At 56.3% G+C, this 15,925-nt stretch carries 15 protein-coding genes and 1 riboswitch; of the genes, 13 read left to right on the top strand and 2 right to left on the bottom strand.

All coding sequences use genetic code 11. The features are described from left to right. The first annotated feature begins 33 nt into the window (after positions 1 to 33). The 5 genes from J2S20_RS03520 (at position 34) to J2S20_RS03500 (ending at position 4,574) form a co-directional block, all read left to right on the top strand. On the top strand, positions 34 to 435 hold the full coding sequence (locus J2S20_RS03520; RefSeq protein WP_242933943.1) for a metal-dependent transcriptional regulator: 402 nt from the start codon (positions 34 to 36) through the stop codon (positions 433 to 435). 239 nt (positions 436 to 674) lie between these two features. After that, positions 675 to 1,019, top strand: coding sequence for a DUF6110 family protein (locus tag J2S20_RS03515; protein ID WP_106611571.1), 345 nt, complete (start codon positions 675 to 677; stop codon positions 1,017 to 1,019). Positions 1,020 to 1,032: 13 nt separating this feature from the next. Further along, positions 1,033 to 3,120 (top strand): heavy metal translocating P-type ATPase, encoded by a 2,088-nt coding sequence (locus tag J2S20_RS03510; RefSeq protein ID WP_307253253.1) that lies wholly within the window; start codon positions 1,033 to 1,035, stop codon positions 3,118 to 3,120. A gap of 222 nt (positions 3,121 to 3,342) precedes the next feature. Beyond that, positions 3,343 to 3,720: a RidA family protein gene (locus J2S20_RS03505; RefSeq protein WP_106611573.1), complete on the top strand. Its 378-nt coding sequence runs from the start codon at positions 3,343 to 3,345 to the stop codon at positions 3,718 to 3,720. Between the two features lie 2 nt (positions 3,721 to 3,722). Beyond that, complete coding sequence (locus J2S20_RS03500; protein ID WP_307253250.1) at positions 3,723 to 4,574, top strand: DMT family transporter; 852 nt, start codon at positions 3,723 to 3,725, stop codon at positions 4,572 to 4,574. A gap of 111 nt (positions 4,575 to 4,685) precedes the next feature. Here the strand turns inward: J2S20_RS03500 and J2S20_RS03495 are convergent, their stop codons facing one another. Next, the gene (locus J2S20_RS03495; protein WP_307253247.1) at positions 4,686 to 5,540 is read right to left on the bottom strand and encodes an aminotransferase class IV; all 855 of its coding nucleotides are present in this window, start codon (positions 5,538 to 5,540) and stop codon (positions 4,686 to 4,688) included. Between the two features lie 117 nt (positions 5,541 to 5,657). On the opposite strand from J2S20_RS03495, the gene cls reads away from it, so the two are divergent. The 8 genes from cls (at position 5,658) to J2S20_RS03455 (ending at position 15,339) form a co-directional block, all read left to right on the top strand. Next, the gene (cls, locus tag J2S20_RS03490; protein WP_307253245.1) at positions 5,658 to 7,214 is read left to right on the top strand and encodes a cardiolipin synthase; all 1,557 of its coding nucleotides are present in this window, start codon (positions 5,658 to 5,660) and stop codon (positions 7,212 to 7,214) included. Between the two features lie 224 nt (positions 7,215 to 7,438). Beyond that, positions 7,439 to 7,632, top strand: a riboswitch (cobalamin riboswitch). Positions 7,633 to 7,769: 137 nt separating this feature from the next. Then, the gene (locus J2S20_RS03485; protein ID WP_307253243.1) at positions 7,770 to 8,789 is read left to right on the top strand and encodes a sirohydrochlorin cobaltochelatase; all 1,020 of its coding nucleotides are present in this window, start codon (positions 7,770 to 7,772) and stop codon (positions 8,787 to 8,789) included. After that, the gene (locus tag J2S20_RS03480; RefSeq protein WP_307253241.1) at positions 8,779 to 10,794 is read left to right on the top strand and encodes an ABC transporter substrate-binding protein; all 2,016 of its coding nucleotides are present in this window, start codon (positions 8,779 to 8,781) and stop codon (positions 10,792 to 10,794) included. The genes J2S20_RS03485 and J2S20_RS03480 overlap by 11 nt, the downstream gene beginning before the upstream one ends. After that, positions 10,794 to 11,816, top strand: a complete 1,023-nt coding sequence (locus J2S20_RS03475; protein WP_307253239.1) for a FecCD family ABC transporter permease — start codon at positions 10,794 to 10,796, stop codon at positions 11,814 to 11,816. Before J2S20_RS03480 ends, J2S20_RS03475 begins: the two co-directional genes overlap by 1 nt. Before the next feature lie 4 nt (positions 11,817 to 11,820). Beyond that, on the top strand, positions 11,821 to 12,759 hold the full coding sequence (locus J2S20_RS03470; protein WP_307253236.1) for an ABC transporter ATP-binding protein: 939 nt from the start codon (positions 11,821 to 11,823) through the stop codon (positions 12,757 to 12,759). Positions 12,760 to 12,847: 88 nt separating this feature from the next. Continuing rightward, positions 12,848 to 13,663 (top strand): mechanosensitive ion channel family protein, encoded by an 816-nt coding sequence (locus J2S20_RS03465; protein ID WP_307253234.1) that lies wholly within the window; start codon positions 12,848 to 12,850, stop codon positions 13,661 to 13,663. A gap of 225 nt (positions 13,664 to 13,888) precedes the next feature. Then, the gene (locus tag J2S20_RS03460) at positions 13,889 to 14,482 is read left to right on the top strand and encodes a DUF308 domain-containing protein (protein WP_170065355.1); all 594 of its coding nucleotides are present in this window, start codon (positions 13,889 to 13,891) and stop codon (positions 14,480 to 14,482) included. Beyond that, a complete protein-coding gene (locus J2S20_RS03455; protein WP_106611582.1) occupies positions 14,479 to 15,339 on the top strand; it encodes a DegV family protein in 861 nt (286 codons plus the stop codon). Before J2S20_RS03460 ends, J2S20_RS03455 begins: the two co-directional genes overlap by 4 nt. Here the strand turns inward: J2S20_RS03455 and J2S20_RS03450 are convergent. Continuing rightward, on the bottom strand, positions 15,317 to 15,871 hold the full coding sequence (locus tag J2S20_RS03450) for a TetR/AcrR family transcriptional regulator (protein ID WP_307253230.1): 555 nt from the start codon (positions 15,869 to 15,871) through the stop codon (positions 15,317 to 15,319). The two genes, J2S20_RS03455 and J2S20_RS03450, sit on opposite strands and share 23 nt — an antisense overlap. Between the last annotated feature and the right edge of the window lie 54 nt (positions 15,872 to 15,925).

The following is a 15,925-nucleotide window of genomic DNA, read 5'->3' as shown; positions in this document are numbered from 1 at the left end:
TTTCTATTAGGAAAAACTAATAAAAATTTTGAAATGGAAAGCGGTGAGGATATGCGCAGTCACGAATTGGGAAAATCGAGCGAGGATTATCTGGAGAGCATACTGATCATTATCCAGGAGAAGGGGGCGTGCCGTCCCACGGATATCGCGGATCAGATGAACTTTTCGAAGCCCAGTGTCTCCGTGGCGCTGAAGAAGCTGGAGGAAGAGGGCTATATTGAGCGCGATGACTGGCGCATCCTTCTGACGGAGCGCGGCAAGGCGGCGGCGAGCCGCACGCTGGAGAAGCACGAATACTTCAAGGCGCTGTTTGAGTCGATCGGCATAGACGCGGAGACCGCGGAGGAGGAAGCCTGCCTCGTGGAGCATGTGATCAGCGAGGACAGCTTTCACAAGATGCGCGCTGCGTGGAAAGTCGACACAGAGAAGTGGTGAAACTGCATAAAATTCTGCATATGTATAGAGTGAGAGAGCCGGATTGGAAAATCCGGCTCTCTCACTCAGAATTATCTATCATTTTTTCCAAGAAGAGTTGTACGCATCAGTTGCCTTGCAGTTCCTGACTGTGCTTTAAGCGACAGCTTAGAGAAATATAACAAACTTTATTTTGCGCTCTGCATAAAATTTGCTACAATAATGATATATAAGGGATTCTAAGACAGGAGGATAAAGGGATGAAGTGTATTTTTAACTGTGGTCTGAGGTGTGGTCTGGGATTATTCGTAGGCGGAACGCTGTTTGGCACTGCCGGGATAGCGATTCTGAAGAGCAGAGACGCAAAGAGGGCCTATACGGAGGCGACTGCGGCAGTTCTGCGCGGCAAGGATTCCGTGATGAAGACGGTCTCCACGCTGAAGGAGAACTGCGATGACATCTATGAGGACGCGCGGGATATCAATGAGAAGCGCTATGCAGAGGATGAGAAGCGCGCGGTAGAGGAGGCGAAGGCTCTGATCGCGGAGTACGAGGCAAAGCAGAGCGGGGAGGCCGAGGCACCCGCATGTGCGGCCGAGGCGTGAGGAGCGCTGAGGCATGAGATATATCATACGGCATGAATCGCGCCGCACGCTCCGCGTGCACATGGCCGGCTATCGCATGACAGGAAAGCAGGCGGATCTTCTGGAGTATTATCTGCGGGAGCTTTCATTTGTCACGGATGTGAGGATCTACGACCGCACGGGAGATGCCATTATAAGCTATGTGAGACGGGAGGATCACAGAGAACAGCTGCTTGCGGCGCTCTGTGATTTTTCCTACAGCAGCGAAAAGGCACTTGCACTGATACCGGAAAACAGTGGGCGCGAGCTGAACCGTGTCTATGAGGACAGGATCGTACTGGCACTGGCTGGACGCTGCCTGCGCACTCTGGTGCTGCCGCTGCCGCTGCAGATCGCGTGGACAGTCGGAAGCAGCATACGCTTCATCGCGCGCGGTCTTGACAGTCTGCTACACGGAAGGCTGGAGGTTCCGGTGCTGGATGCGACTGCAATCGTCGCCTCCATGCTGCGGAGAGATTTCGGCACGGCTGCTTCTGTGATGTTCCTTCTGGATATCGGGGAGATACTTGAGGAGTGGACGCACAAGAAGTCTGTGGGAGATCTGGCGCGCTCCATGTCCCTGAAGGTTGAGAAGGTGTGGCTGAAAACCTCCGGAGGAGACGTGCTGGTCGATGTGCGTGATGTGAAGACAGGCGACTGCATTGCAGTGCGCACCTCCAACATCATCCCGCTCGACGGCGTGGTGCGGGATGGCGAGATGACAGTCAATCAGGCCTCCATGACCGGAGAGTCCGTGCCGGTCAGAAAGAGCTCCGGCGGCTATGTCTACGCGGGAACGGTGGTCGAGGAGGGAGAGTGCGTCGTTGAGGTCACGAGAGCTGCGGGCTCCGGTCGCTATGACAAGATCGTCCGGATGATCGAGGAGTCAGAGAAGCTGAAATCCAACACAGAGGCGCGGGCCTATCATCTGGCGGACAGTCTGGTGCCATATTCCCTCGGCGGCTCGATACTCACTTATCTTTTTACGCGGAATATTGCGAAGGCGCTGTCGTTCCTCATGGTAGATTTCTCCTGCGCGCTGAAGCTCTCCATGCCGCTCTCGGTCATGTCTGCGATGCGGGAGGCAGGGGATTACGGCATCTCCGTAAGGGGAGGAAAGTTCCTTGAGGCAGTCGCAGAGGCGCAGACCATTGTCTTTGACAAGACGGGCACGCTGACCCGTGCCACGCCGACGGTGGTGGAGATTGAGACCTTCGATGGAATGAGCTATGAGAATGCGCTGAGAATTGCAGCCTGCCTCGAGGAGCATTACCCGCATTCTATTGCAAATGCAGTGGTGGAGGAGGCCAGACGGCAGGGAATCAGTCATGATGAGATGCACTCAAAGGTACAGTACGTTGTGGCGCATGGCATCTCCAGCGAGATTGACGGGGAAAAGGCGATCATCGGCAGCTATCACTTTGTGTTTGAGGATGAGCAGTGCCGGGTAAATGAGGACGAGGAGGCGCGGCTTCATGCAGTGCCTGAAAAGTACTCACAGCTTTATCTCGCAATGAATGGAAGGCTGAAGGCCGTGCTCTGTATCTTTGATCCGCTGCGGGAGGAAGCTCCGGCGGTTATTGAGGCACTGCGCGCGCTGGGACTGAAAAGGATATGCATGATGACCGGTGACAGCGAGAAGACTGCCGCTTCGGTCGCAGCGGAGCTTCGCCTCGATGAGTATCACGCGGAGGTCCTTCCGCAGGACAAGGCGCACTTCATACAGCGCGAGCATGCGGCCGGGCGCAAGGTGATTATGATTGGGGATGGCATCAATGATGCCCCGGCTCTCTCCGAGGCGGATGCAGGCATTGCGATCAGCGATGGTGCGGCGATCGCGCGTGAGATTGCAGATATTACGATATCCTCTGCAGATCTGCATCAGCTGGTGGTGCTGCGCCGGCTCTCCATGGCGCTGATGCAAAGAATCAACAGCAATTATCACTTTATTATTTCCTTCAATGCGCTGCTCATTGCGCTGGGGGTTGCGGGAGCAGTGCCCCCGGCCACCTCGGCACTGCTGCATAACGGCTCGACAGTCGTCACCGGCTTAAAGAGCATGACAAATCTGCTTCCTGCCTGAATCGGGAGGATCCGGCGAGGGGCGGGAAGGGGGACAGCGTTCGCCTTGGAACAGAAGCAGAGCGGGTGTGCGTTGTATTGAGAAAGAAAAGAAAATACAGTGGGTCAGGAGAGGGCGGAGGCCGCAGTGTGCGGTTGACGCTCTCTTCGTTTATGTCTAAAATAAAGCTGGATCATACAACAGACAGGAGCAGTCGGCTCAGGAAAATAAGGAGGTTAAGATATGAATCAGTCACTTTCCACTGCGAATGCACCGGCGGCCATTGGCCCTTACTCCCAGGGAATTCAGAGCGGCAGCACAGTATATGTCTCCGGGCAGCTTCCGGTCGACCCGAAGACAGGAGCCTTTCCCTCTGAGGACATCAGGGAGCAGACCAGACAGTCGCTTATGAACGTGAAGAGCATTCTTGCCGAGGCGGGGCTGGATATGGGAAATGTCGTTATGGCAAATGTGTATCTCAGCGATATTGCGGACTTTGCGCCGATGAACGAGGTCTATGCGGAATTCTTTGCGGAGCCCTATCCTGCGCGGGCGGCCTTTCAGGTGGCAGCGCTCCCGAAGGGCGCAAGGGTTGAGATCGCAGTGATTGCGTCGAAGTGAGTATGCGCAGTCAGCTGAAGGGGATATGCTTCATACTGGTCGCGGCAGCGGGATTCTCCCTGATGTCCGTTTTTGTGCGCCTGTCGGGAGAGCTGCCGGTGATGGAGAAAGCCTTCTTCCGGAACGCAGTTGCAGCGCTGACCGCCTTCTGGATGCTGCGCCGCTCGGGAGAGCACTTCCGGGTCGGACGGAAGAACTGGCCGCCGCTTCTTTTGCGCTCGCTCTTTGGAACGCTGGGGATTATTGCGAATTTCTGGGCGATTGATCATCTTGGAATTGCGGATGCCAATATGCTGAACAAGATGTCCCCCTTCTTTGCAATTCTTATGTCTCTGCTGATGCTGGGGGAGGTTCCGGAGCGGACAGATATCGTGTGTCTTCTGGTGGCACTCTCCGGAGCGGCACTGGTGATCAAGCCCGGCGCAGGGCTTGCACAGCTGCCTGCGCTGATCGGGCTGCTCGGAGGTCTGTTTGCGGGCACAGCCTATACCTATGTGCGGAAGACTGCGCAGGGCGGTGTGAAGGGACCGGTTATTATTCTCTGCTTTTCACTCTTTTCCTGCCTTGCGAGTGTGCCGGCGCTGATTCGGGACTTTCAGCCGATGAGCGTGCGGCAGCTGCTCTTTCTTCTGCTGGCGGGAGCTGCAGCCGCACTGGGACAGCTTGGCATCACAGCGGCCTACAGCTATGCACCTGCGCGGGAGATCTCTGTCTTTGATTACGCGCAGGTGGTGTTTGCGGCACTGTTCGGCTTCCTGCTCTGGGGAGAACTGCCGGATGGGCTCAGTGTGCTGGGGTATGTGCTCATCATCGGGACGGCTGTCTACCGCTGGAACCGCGCGCGCCTGCGCTGAATTGAATACAAGGCAAAAAGAGACCGCTGTGAGCCGTCTTCCGCCATCCGTTTTGCGGATGGAGAATGGAAGAGGCTCATCCAGCGGTCTTTCCTCTGGCATAGCCCGGATTTATTCTGCGGTCGCCTCCAGGAACTCCCCGATGAGGTAGCTGCGTATTTTTTCCAGCAGCTCGGGAGCCCTGCCGCCGACAGGTTTCTTGTCGATTTCATCGGCATGCAGGCAGAGATTGGAGGAGCTTGTCACGATGACCTCATCCGCGGCAAAGAGCTCGTCTAGCGTGAAGGCCTCCTCACGCACCGGAATGCCGAGCGCCTCGCAGGCGCGGATCAGGTGTATGCGGGCGATTCCACCGAGGATCAGATGATCCGCCGGGTGGGTGCGGAGCGTTCCATCCTTCAGAATATGCACATTGCTGTGCGCACATTCGGTCACGATGTTCCCGGGGCGGTAGAAGACTGCCTCCTGGCAGCCCGCATCCTTTGCCTTCTGAGAGGCCATGACGGAGGGAATGAGGTTCAGGGTCTTAATATTGCAGTGCAGGAAGCGGGTATCCTCGGTTGTGACAAGACGGATCGGCATCTTCCCGTCGGAGATCTCAGCGGGGGTGAGGGTGATCCAGAGCTTCCCGGGGGCGCCCTGCTCATAGGTATGACTGCGCTTCACGGCGCCTCCTCTGCCACGAGTCAGCTGATAGTAGACAAAGAGATTTCCGCTGTCCATCTTGCTTACGAGTTCGTTCAGAAGCTGCTTCAGCTCCTCCTTGCCCATGGGCATCGTCATGTCAAGGAGCGCTGCACTGCGGAAGAAACGATCCACGTGCTCATCCAGAGCAAAGATGTGATAGTTTCGGCACGGTCCCGCGTCGTAGACACCGTCTCCAAACCAGGAGACGCGATCGGACATGGGAATCCGCATCTCTTCCAGCGGGCCGTAGCTGCCGTCGTAATAACCGAGTTCTTTCATATCCACCTCCATCGTTAACGAAACGTACACTAAGTGCTCATAGTATACCACGAAAAGAGAAGTTGGGGGTTTGCTTCTTGTATCTCTGTGTTAAGATAATAAGCGGAGGCAAATAAGATGGAGCAGACACTTGAACACAGAGCAGAAGTGAAAAATGGTATCCGGCGGGCAGTCTTTGTTGCGCTTGCCATTTTGATTGAGCTGATCTGGCTCTATGTGCAGCTCGGAATACTGAGCAGGCATTTTTCCTGGATTCCAGGTCTTGTCAGGGTTGCGGCACTGTTTCTGGTGCTCGGCATCTACGGAAGACATATGAATGCGGCGGCGAAGATGCCATGGATCATGCTGATTTCGGCGGCGCCGCTGTTTGGAGTGCCGCTCTATCTCATGCTGGGTCTGCCTGGCTCTACAGAGCGTATGCGGGAGCGTTACCGCCGAATTGATGCGTGCATATTTCCGCAGCTCACCCAGAAGGATGAAGATCTCAGGACGCTGATGCGGCGGGATGTCGGTGTCGCCAATCAGTTTCGCTATCTGAGGGATTATGCAGGCTATCCGCTCTGCAGAAATACGGATATTCAATATTACAGAAGCGCAGCAGAAGCGCTTGAGGCGCAGCTTGAGGCCATACGAGGGGCCAGGCGTTTTATATTCCTCGAGTACCATGCGATCGAGGAGCGGCAGGCCTTCAGACGCCTGCATGCAGCTCTTAGGGAGCGGGCGGCGGCAGGCGTCGAGGTGCGTCTCTTCTATGACGATGTAGGGAGCCTTGTATTTATTGATCACGACTTTATCGAGCGTATGCAGGCGGATGGAATACGCTGCCGCGTATTTAATCCCGTGCTGCCGGTCCTGAGCCTCTTTATGAATCACCGGGATCACAGGAAGATCACCGTGATTGACGGAGAGCTTGGCTTTACCGGAGGTTATAATCTCGCCGATGAGTACTTTAACCTCACACATCCCTATGGGCACTGGTACGATACCGGTGTGAGACTTAAGGGAGATGCGGTGCGGAATCTCACGGCTATCTTTCTGGAGAACTGGAATGCGATCCGGGGAGATGATCTCGATGACCGGGAGCCGGGGCGCTATCTTACAGCTCCCGCGTATCAGGCAAAGGAGCAGGGCTGGTGCCTGCCCTATGCGGACAGTCCTCTGGGTGAGGAGCGCATCGGGGAAAATGTCTATATGAACATTCTGAATAACGCAAAGCGCTACGTCTGGTTCACGACGCCCTATCTCATTATCACGGATGAACTCAGCCGTGCGATGACGCTTGCGGCGAAACGAGGTGTGGATGTGCGCATCGTCACGCCGGGCATTCCGGACAAGAAGCTGGTATATCAGGCGACGCGCTCCTACTACAACGGACTGGCGCGCTGGGGTGTCCGCCTCTTTGAGTACACGCCGGGCTTCTGCCACGCAAAGCAGTGTGTCTCGGATGACAGCATAGCAGTGTGCGGAACCATTAACCTCGACTATCGCAGTCTGTACCATCACTTTGAAAATGCGGTGCTTTTTTATGACTGTGCTGCCGTGACGGATATGAAGCAGGAGTTTGAGCAGCTGTTTCCCCGCTGCCGGGAGGTGACGGAGCACTACTTAAGCGGCCGTTCCCATGTGCTGCGCATTGGGCACTGCCTGCTGCGTCTCATCGCCCCGCTGCTGTGAGTCCAGAAGCAGGAGAGAAATAAAATTTCACACAGCGGCAGTGTTGTGGTAAAATAACGAGGAAAGACTCCTCGCGCTTTAGCAGGAGGAGTCTTGACGAGAAAACCCATCGAGCGGCAGTGTTGTGGTATACTGAGGTGGAAAAGTTCTGTTGCGATTCTGCGGATGGAGCTTTCAGGACAAATTCCATCGAGCAGCGGTGAGATGGGATACGATTCAAAATGAAATACAGAAAGGAAATCGGTGCCTCTGCCACGGACAGAGGGTAAAAGGGAAACAGGTGAGAGTCCTGTGCGATCCCGTCACTGTATTTGGGGAGCAGGGCGCGTGCGCGCTGCGCGGTCACTGGCGAGAGCCGGGAAGGCTGCCGCTCTGTGGATCCATAAGTCAGGAAACCTGCCGGTTTCGGGTACATCGGAGCGAGCGTCGGCTGCGTCTGCTCCGGGGCCACGTGGAATTGGTCGTACCGGAGGAGCTGCATCGGCAGCTCTTCTCAGGACACCCTTTTCCAGATGGAGAAGGGCATTTTTATGCCAGGAGGCAAGGGAGGATATCATGAGAAAACAGATTTTAGCACTTGGAATTATGGCGGCCTGCGTATTTGCGGCCTGCGGCGCAGCAGGCGGCACAGCGACCACAGCGGCGTCTGCCGCAGAGAGCAGCGCGGCGGAGACCACGGCTGCAGAGAGCACGGAAATGGCGGAGAGCGAGGCAGCTGAGGAGGAAGAAGAGGACTACAGCACCGGGGATGCCTCCATGGACAACCCTTTGAATCAGGATGAGATCGGAGAGAAGGAGCTTCTTGTTGTGAGCTTCGGCACCAGCTTCAATGACAGCAGAAGACTCACCATCGGCGCAATTGAGCAGGCGCTTGCAGAGGCGTATCCCGAGTGGAGTGTCCGGAGAGCATTCACGAGCCAGATTATCATTGACCATGTGCAGAAGAGAGATGGTGTGGAGATTGACAATGTAGAGACTGCCCTGAAGCGTGCCGTGGACAATGGCGTTCGGACTCTGGTGGTGCAGCCGACGCACCTCATGAACGGCATCGAGTATAATGAGCTCACGGATACGCTCGCAAATTATGCGGATGCCTTTGAGACGGTCTCTATCGGAGAGCCGCTGCTCACCTCGGATGAGGATTTTAAGGCAGTTGCAAAGGCCGTCACGGCGGCGACAAAGAGCTATGATGATGGAAAGACTGCGATCTGCTTCATGGGACACGGAACCGAGGCGGCTTCCAATGCGGTTTATGGAAAGATGCAGGAGCTTTTAAAGGAGCTGGGATATGAGCACTACTATGTCGGAACCGTTGAGGCGGAGCCGGGCCTTGAGGATGTGATTGCCATGGTAAAAGAGGGCAGCTACGAGAAGGTCGTGCTGGAGCCGCTGATGGTTGTTGCGGGAGATCACGCGAACAACGATATGGCAGGCGATGAGGAGGGCTCCTGGAAGACAGAGTTTGAGAAGGCTGGCTTTGAGGTGGAGTGCATTTTGAAGGGACTTGGAGAGAATGAGGAGATTCGTGAGCTCTATGTGCAGCACGCAGGAGAGGCCATTGAGAATGCAAAGTAAGAGAATACCGGCACTCTTCCTCCTGCTTTCCCTTATGATCGCTGCCTGTGGGCGCACGGGCAGCGGTGCGGTGGCGGAGAGCACTGTGACAGAGATGACACAGGAGAGCAGCACTGCAGCGGATGACGGTACATCAGCAGAGAACGCTGCTGTTGCAGCTGCGGACGAGACGGTCGCACAGGAATCTGTGGGGCGGGAGGGCATGGTTCCCGTTCCGGGAACCGAGCTTCGGGACGGAGTCTATGAGATCCAGGTGGATTCCAGCTCATCTATGTTTCGGATCACATCCTGTGCGCTGCTTGTACAGGATGGCAATATGACCGCGGTGCTCACGATGGGCGGAAGCGGTTACCTCTTTGTATATCCCGGAAGCGGCGAGGAGGCGGCCGCGGCCGCTGAGACGCAGTACATTCCCGCAGCTGAGGATGCTGAGGGGCGAAAGACCTTTACCGTTCCTGTAAAGGCGCTGGATGAGGAGCTGCCGCTTGCGGCCTTCAGCAAGCGAAAGGAAAAGTGGTATGACCGGACGCTGGTGTTCCGCGCGGACACACTTCCCGCAGAGGCGCTCCGGGAGGGCAGTGCGGCGGCGGGACAGAGCGCAGAGAGCCTCAGGCTTGCGGATGGGGTTTACCGGGTTTCTGTAGAGCTGGAGGGCGGTTCCGGAAGGGCTGCGGTAGAGACTCCTGCCGAGCTCAGGGTTTCCGGGGGAATCTGCACGGCGCGCATTACCTTCAGCAGTCCGAATTACGACTATATGCTGGTGGACGGCGTCCGCTACGAGCCGGTAAATACGGAGGGGAATTCAAGCTTTGAAATTCCTGTGCGCTACTTTGATAGGAAGCTCACGGTGTATGCCGACACGACAGCGATGAGCACGCCGCATGAGATTCAGTACACACTGTATTTCGATGCGGCCAGTATAGAGACAGCGGGAGCGGAGGCATCTGCCTCCGCTTCTTTTTCAAGGGATTCCCTCAGTCCGCGCTATGCGAGTCAGTTTGCGATGGAACCCTGCTCTGAGGGATGCGTGCTTCTGACCATAGGCGGAAGCGAGCGCTATCTCATCGCGGACCGGGGGGCTGAGCTGCCGGATATGGAGCAGCGCTTCGGTGAGCGTCTTCCTGTGATACGGCGGCCGGTCTCGAAAGTCTATATTGCGGCGAGCTCTGCGATGGAAGCTTTTCTTCAGCTTGATGCGCTCTCCGCACTTCGAATGAGCGGAACCAGACGGGAGGACTGGAGCTTTCCGGAGGTACAGAGAGCCATGGATGAAGGAGCTCTGCTCTACGCGGGAAAGTACAGTGCGCCGGACTACGAGCGCCTGCTCACGGAGGGCTGCGGTCTTGCGCTGGAGTCTACGATGATTTATCATACTCCTGCGGTGCGGGAGCAGCTCACGCGCCTCGGCATTCCTGTTCTTGTGGAGCGCTCCAGCTATGAGGACAATCCGCTGGGCCGCATGGAGTGGGTGCGGCTCTATGGTTATCTCACGGGGAAGGAAGCAGAGGCGGAGCGCATCGTGAGCGAGAGTGTCGCCGCACTGCAGCCCATCCTGCGTGAGAAGAATACGGAGCGCAGCGTGGCTTTCTTCTATGTCAGTGCGAACGGCAGCGTCAACGTGCGCCGTCCCGGCGATTACATGGCAGAGCTGATAGAGCTCTCCGGCGGACGCTATATTTTCCGCGACAGGAAGTTTCAAAAGAGCGGAAACTCCGGCATCAGCATGCAGATGGAAGATTTCTATGCGGGGGCGAAGGATGCAGACATCCTGATCTACAGCGGGACGATCGGCGGCGAGCTGGAGAGTATCCGGGAGCTGATCGAAAAGAACAGCCTTTTTCAGGATTTCAAGGCGGTGAAGGAGGGGGCGGTCTGGTGCTCCGGAAAAAATCTTTTTCAGCATAGCGTCGGCGTCGCAGAGATTATTGCAGAGCTGAATCAGCTGATTCGAGATCCTGAAAGGGATCCGGAGCAGGAGCTTTGCTATTTTCGGAGGTTGAACTGATGGGACAGGAACAGAAAGACAGAGTGCGTTGTAAAGTACAGAGTGGTTTTCTGCTCCTGCTTCTGCTGCTCTGTTTTCTAAGTTTTCTGAATCTTTTTGTCGGAAGCGTGCATATTTCCGCAGGTGAGCTGACGGGTGCTCTTTTGCGCCGCGAAGGGAGTGAGGCGTCGCAGATACTCTGGGCACTTCGTATGCCGCGCCTTCTCGCCGCGGTATTTCTCGGGGGTGGGCTTGCCGTATCCGGCTTTCTCCTTCAGACCTTCTTTGCGAATCCGATTGCCGGACCGTATGTACTGGGAATTTCTTCCGGGGCAAAGCTCATGGTGGCATTCGTGATGGTATTCAGCTTAAGCCGCGGCACCGCGCCAGGTTCTGTCACGCTGGTTTCCGCAGCGTTTCTCGGCGCGATGCTTTCCATCAGCTTTATCCTTGCAGTTGCGGGACGGGTCCGGAATATGTCGCTGCTTGTGATCTGCGGCGTTATGATCGGCTATCTCTGCTCCGCCGCGACGGAGTTTGTCGTGACCTTCGCAGAAGATTCCAATATCGTGAACCTGCACAACTGGTCCATGGGCAGTTTTTCCGGCATCAGCATGGAAGCGGTGCGCTTCTTTGCACCGGCGATTGCCCTGCTCTTTGTGCTGGGAATTCTGCTTGCGAAGCCAATGGGGGCCTATCAGTTCGGAGAGAGCCACGCGGAGAGCATGGGTGTAAATATACGCCGTTTTCGTCTGATGCTCATCCTTCTATCCGGGCTTCTCAGCGCGCTTGTGACCGCCTATGCCGGGCCGGTCTCCTTCGTCGGTGTCGCTGTGCCGCATCTCATGAAGGGGCTCTTTCGGACGGCAAAGCCGCTTCTCATGCTGCCGGCCTGCTTCCTCGGCGGCGCTGTCTTCTGCCTGCTGGCGGATCTCATTGCGCGCACGGCCTTTGCACCCACGGAGCTGAAGCTCAGTGCAGTCACTTCCGTGCTCGGCGCGCCGATTGTGATACGCATTATGCTGCGCCGGAGAGGAGGCTGAGGACATGGAGAAAATGAGAGAGGAGACGCGGCTGATGCAGGCTGTTCCGCGGGAGGGATCCGGGGAAATGAGCGCCGGCACTTCCTGTGACCGCCGGAACGGTGGGGGCGCAGCGGGAGAGAAGCACTGCGAGGAAGCTATACTCTCCGCAGAGCGGCTCTCTGCCGGCTACGGCGGCAGGGCGGTGCTGCATGAGATCTCTTTCTCCGTGCAGGCGGGGGAAATATTCACATTGATCGGACCAAACGGCGCCGGAAAGTCCACGCTGCTGAGAACACTTTCCGGCCAGCTGCGGCCCTCCTCGGGAGCTGTCCTGCTCGCAGGACGCGCGCTCTCCTCGCTCGGAGAGCGGGAGCGCGCGAGGCGTCTCGCCCTGCTCCCGACGAGGCATCCGGAGCCTGAGTATATGAGCTGCCGAGAGGCGGTGCAGAGCGGCCGCTACCCTTATACCGGGATGCTGGGGCTGCTCTCCGCAGAGGACAGAGCGGTCGCAGAGAACGCAATGCGCCTGGTGGGAGTCGAGGCACTTGCAGAGCGAGATTTTCGCGCATTGAGCGACGGACAGCGGCAGCGCGTGCTGCTCGCAAAGGCAGTGTGTCAGGAGCCGGAGCTTCTGCTTCTGGATGAGCCGACAGCTTATCTGGATATTTCCCACAAGCTGGAGCTTCTGGAGCTCCTTCGAAAGCTCAGCCGAGAGAAGGGGATGACTGTCGTGCTCTCCCTCCACGAGCTGGAGCTCGCTGAGCACATTTCAGACCGCATCCTCTGCATGCGGGAGGGCAGGGCAGAGCGCGTGGGAACACCGGAAGAGATATTTTTCGGGGACTATCTCAGGGGACTTTATGATATCCGGGAGGGCAGCTGGCTCTATGCCTACGCAGGAAAGACAGCGGGATTGAGGGTCGCAGGCATTCCGCTGACGGAGCAAAAAGCGGAGCGCTGAAAGGACTTTATTCTGGAGTGACAGCTGTGCTATACTGTCCTGACAGGAGGCAGGTTGCCGCCTGATTGCAGAAAGAACAGGAGAAATCATGGACATTGTAACGGGTATTTTTGGTATGGGCATTCTGGGATTGCTCGGCGGAGTGATAGGAAAACTCATATTTGCGCTCATCGTATGGCTGGTCGGCAGAGCCCTCATCCGCATGGCGGTGAAGCTGGTTTCTGAGAATAAGGCGATAGACAGAATGGACGCGACAGTGCGCAGCTTTGCGTGCAGCTTTTTAAGAATTGCACTCTATGTAATTCTGATTATCAGCATCATCGGAATTCTGGGCGTGCCCATGGCTTCGGTTGTCGCTGTCCTTGCCTCCGCGGGTGTGACGGTGGGGCTCGCGATGCAGGGAGCACTCAGCAATCTCGCAGGCGGCATCATGTTGCTCATCTTCAAGCCCTTCAGTGTGGGCGATTACGTCGATGCGGCCGGAGTATCCGGAACGGTGAGGGAGGTCACGCTTTTTTATACTGTGATCATGAGTGTTGACAACAAGCGGATTACAGTTCCGAACGGCTCTCTTATGAATGCAAATGTTGTGAACTACTCCACAGAGGAGTTGCGCAGAGTGGATTTGCAGTTCAGCTGTGCGAAGTCGGAAAATCCGGCTCATATTCAGAGCATATTAAAGGAGGCTATTGCAGCTACCGCAAAGGTACTTGATGCGCCGAGCGCACCGTTTGCACGTCTTGAGGGCGGCACGGACAGCGCCATGAGATTTGTGGTTCGCGTGTGGTGCAGAAACGAGGACTACTGGGATGTGTACTTTGACCTTACGCAGAAGGTCACAGAGAGCTTTGCAGCACAGGGTGTGCAGGCTCCGGCGTCCCGTATTCTGACCGAGGCGAAGTGAGCCGGGAGAGTCAAAAGAAAAAATTTCAGATTCAGACAGAGGAGGAGAGCAGCCTGCAGCCGCTCTCCTTTCTTTAGGCATTTGCCCGGCAATTGTCCATTGCGGTAAGTATAGTTCTCTCATAAAATAATATGGGCATGTCCCAAGTACTGTCACCCACCTGCAGACAAGTCTGCGTGGGTTCCGTACTTTGGACACTGTAATTCACAAAGCAAGGGGGATGAAATGAAGAGACTTTACGTCGCAAAATACGGGTACATTGTTATGTCCCTCATCTTTTATGCCTTTGGGCTCGCTTATATGTTTCTGCCAGAGATTCCGGACCTCACGCTCTGCATTGCAGCGGGAGTGTGTCTGCTGATCTACGGCGTGATCAAGCTGGTCGGGTATCTCTCGCCGGACCTCTACTGCCTTGCCTTTCAGTATGACATGGCCTCCGCAATTCTTCTCATGATACTGGGGGTGCTGGTAATTGCCTGCAATCTGAGAGTCCGGGACTTTCTGGTGCCGGGGCTCGGTGTGCTCATATTGTCCGACAGCGTGCTGACCATACAGACTGCGAAGGATGCGGCAAAGTTCGGTATCCGGAGCTGGGTGCTTCTGCTGGTGATCTCCATCGTCTGCGTGCTTGTAGGCTGTTTGATCATTATCCATCCCTTCTACAGCGTGCGTGCGCGCCATGTGATGGTAGGGCTTGCAATCCTGCTGGAGGGCGTGATGAAGCACTGCGTAGTACTGTGTACAGTGCGCGGCGATATGGGGAGAGCTACAAAAGATAAAGGGGAGGTGCGGGGGACTGCCCTGCGGAACGACCTATGAGAACAGCGGTTGTGACAGATACGAACAGCGGTATTTATGAGGCGGAGGGGCGCGAGATAGGCGTCTTTGTTGTGCCCATGCCCATCATCGTAGGGGAGGAGACCTACTATGAGGGGCAGACCATCACGCGGGAACATTTTTTTGAGCTGCTTGCCGGGGAGCTTCCGGTGCGCACCTCTCAGCCTGCGCCCGGCGATGTGATGGCGCTCTGGGACAGAGTGCTTGAGAGCTATGATGAGCTTGTCTACATCCCCATGTCCGGAGGGCTCAGCAGCTCCGTTTCCAGTGCGCTGCTGCTTGCCGGAGACTACGACGGCAGGGTGCAGGTGGTGGATAATCACAGGATTTCAGTGACGATGCGGCATTCCGTGCTGGATGCCCTGTCTCTCGTGGAACAGGGGAAAAGCGCTGCGGAGATCAAGAGAATTCTGGAGGAAAATGCCTATGAGTCTACAATCTTTCTCGGGGTGGAGACCCTTCAGTATTTAAAGCGCGGCGGGAGAGTGAGCTCCACGGCAGCGGCGATCGGAACGATACTGAGCATCAAGCCGCTTCTCATCATCAGGGGGGAGAAGCTTGAGCCCTTTGCCAATGTGCGCGGCAGCAGAAACTGCAGGAAGCGCGAGCTTGAGGAGATGCAGAAGGTCGCAGAGGAATTCAGAGAGCGCGGGCTGAAGATTCGCATCGGCGTTGCGGGAAGCTTCGCGCACGAGGAGGATGCGGCAGGCTGGGTGAAGATGGCGGAAGAGGCATTTCCGGGAGAGGAGATCCACTACGATCCGCTCTCCTACAGTGTCTGCTGTCACACCGGACCGGATGCCTTCGGTATGGGAATCAGCGCCCGTCTTGCAGGCTGAGGATCTGCAGCACACGGTGAATATCTGCGGAGAGATCACCCTTCATGTCCTCGTTCATCCAGGTCAGGAGGCAGCCGGACAGTATGGCCTTGTAGAAGCGCACCATGACGCGCTGATCCTCCTCTGAGAGTGGTTTTACCTCATTTTTCCGGGCGGAGTTCTCCGCGCTGGCGGCAGCGATGAAGGTCTCCGCCACGCGGCGGCACAGGACCTCGATAAACTGAAATACTTCCTCCTTTGCGCTTGAGTGAAAGAGATTCAGAAGCGCTCTGCGGTGGAGCATGCAGGCCTCTGCGATCGGCAGGATTCCGAGCAGAGGCGGACCAAGGAGTCTGGGGTCCGAGAGTATGCGTTCCTCCCAGGCCTGAATGGCACGCTCCAGCAGAGAGGGGATTCCCTCAAAATGGTAATAAAAGGTATTTCGATTCACCTGACAGCGGTCCACGATATCACGGACCGTTATTTTTTTGTATGGCTTTTCCTCCAGCAGCTGCCAGAAGGCCTCTGTCAGAAGCTGTTCAGTCTGTATCATTTCAATTTCCTTCCGTAGTGCTTTCAGTGTAACAAAAAATTCCCCTCAAGTGAA

Origin of the sequence: Moryella indoligenes (genome assembly GCF_030812885.1) — a bacterium.
GTDB classification, from domain to species: domain Bacteria; phylum Bacillota; class Clostridia; order Lachnospirales; family Lachnospiraceae; genus Moryella; species Moryella indoligenes.
The sequence above is the reverse complement of the archived record's forward strand: the minus strand, read 5'-3'. Positions and strand labels throughout refer to the sequence as shown.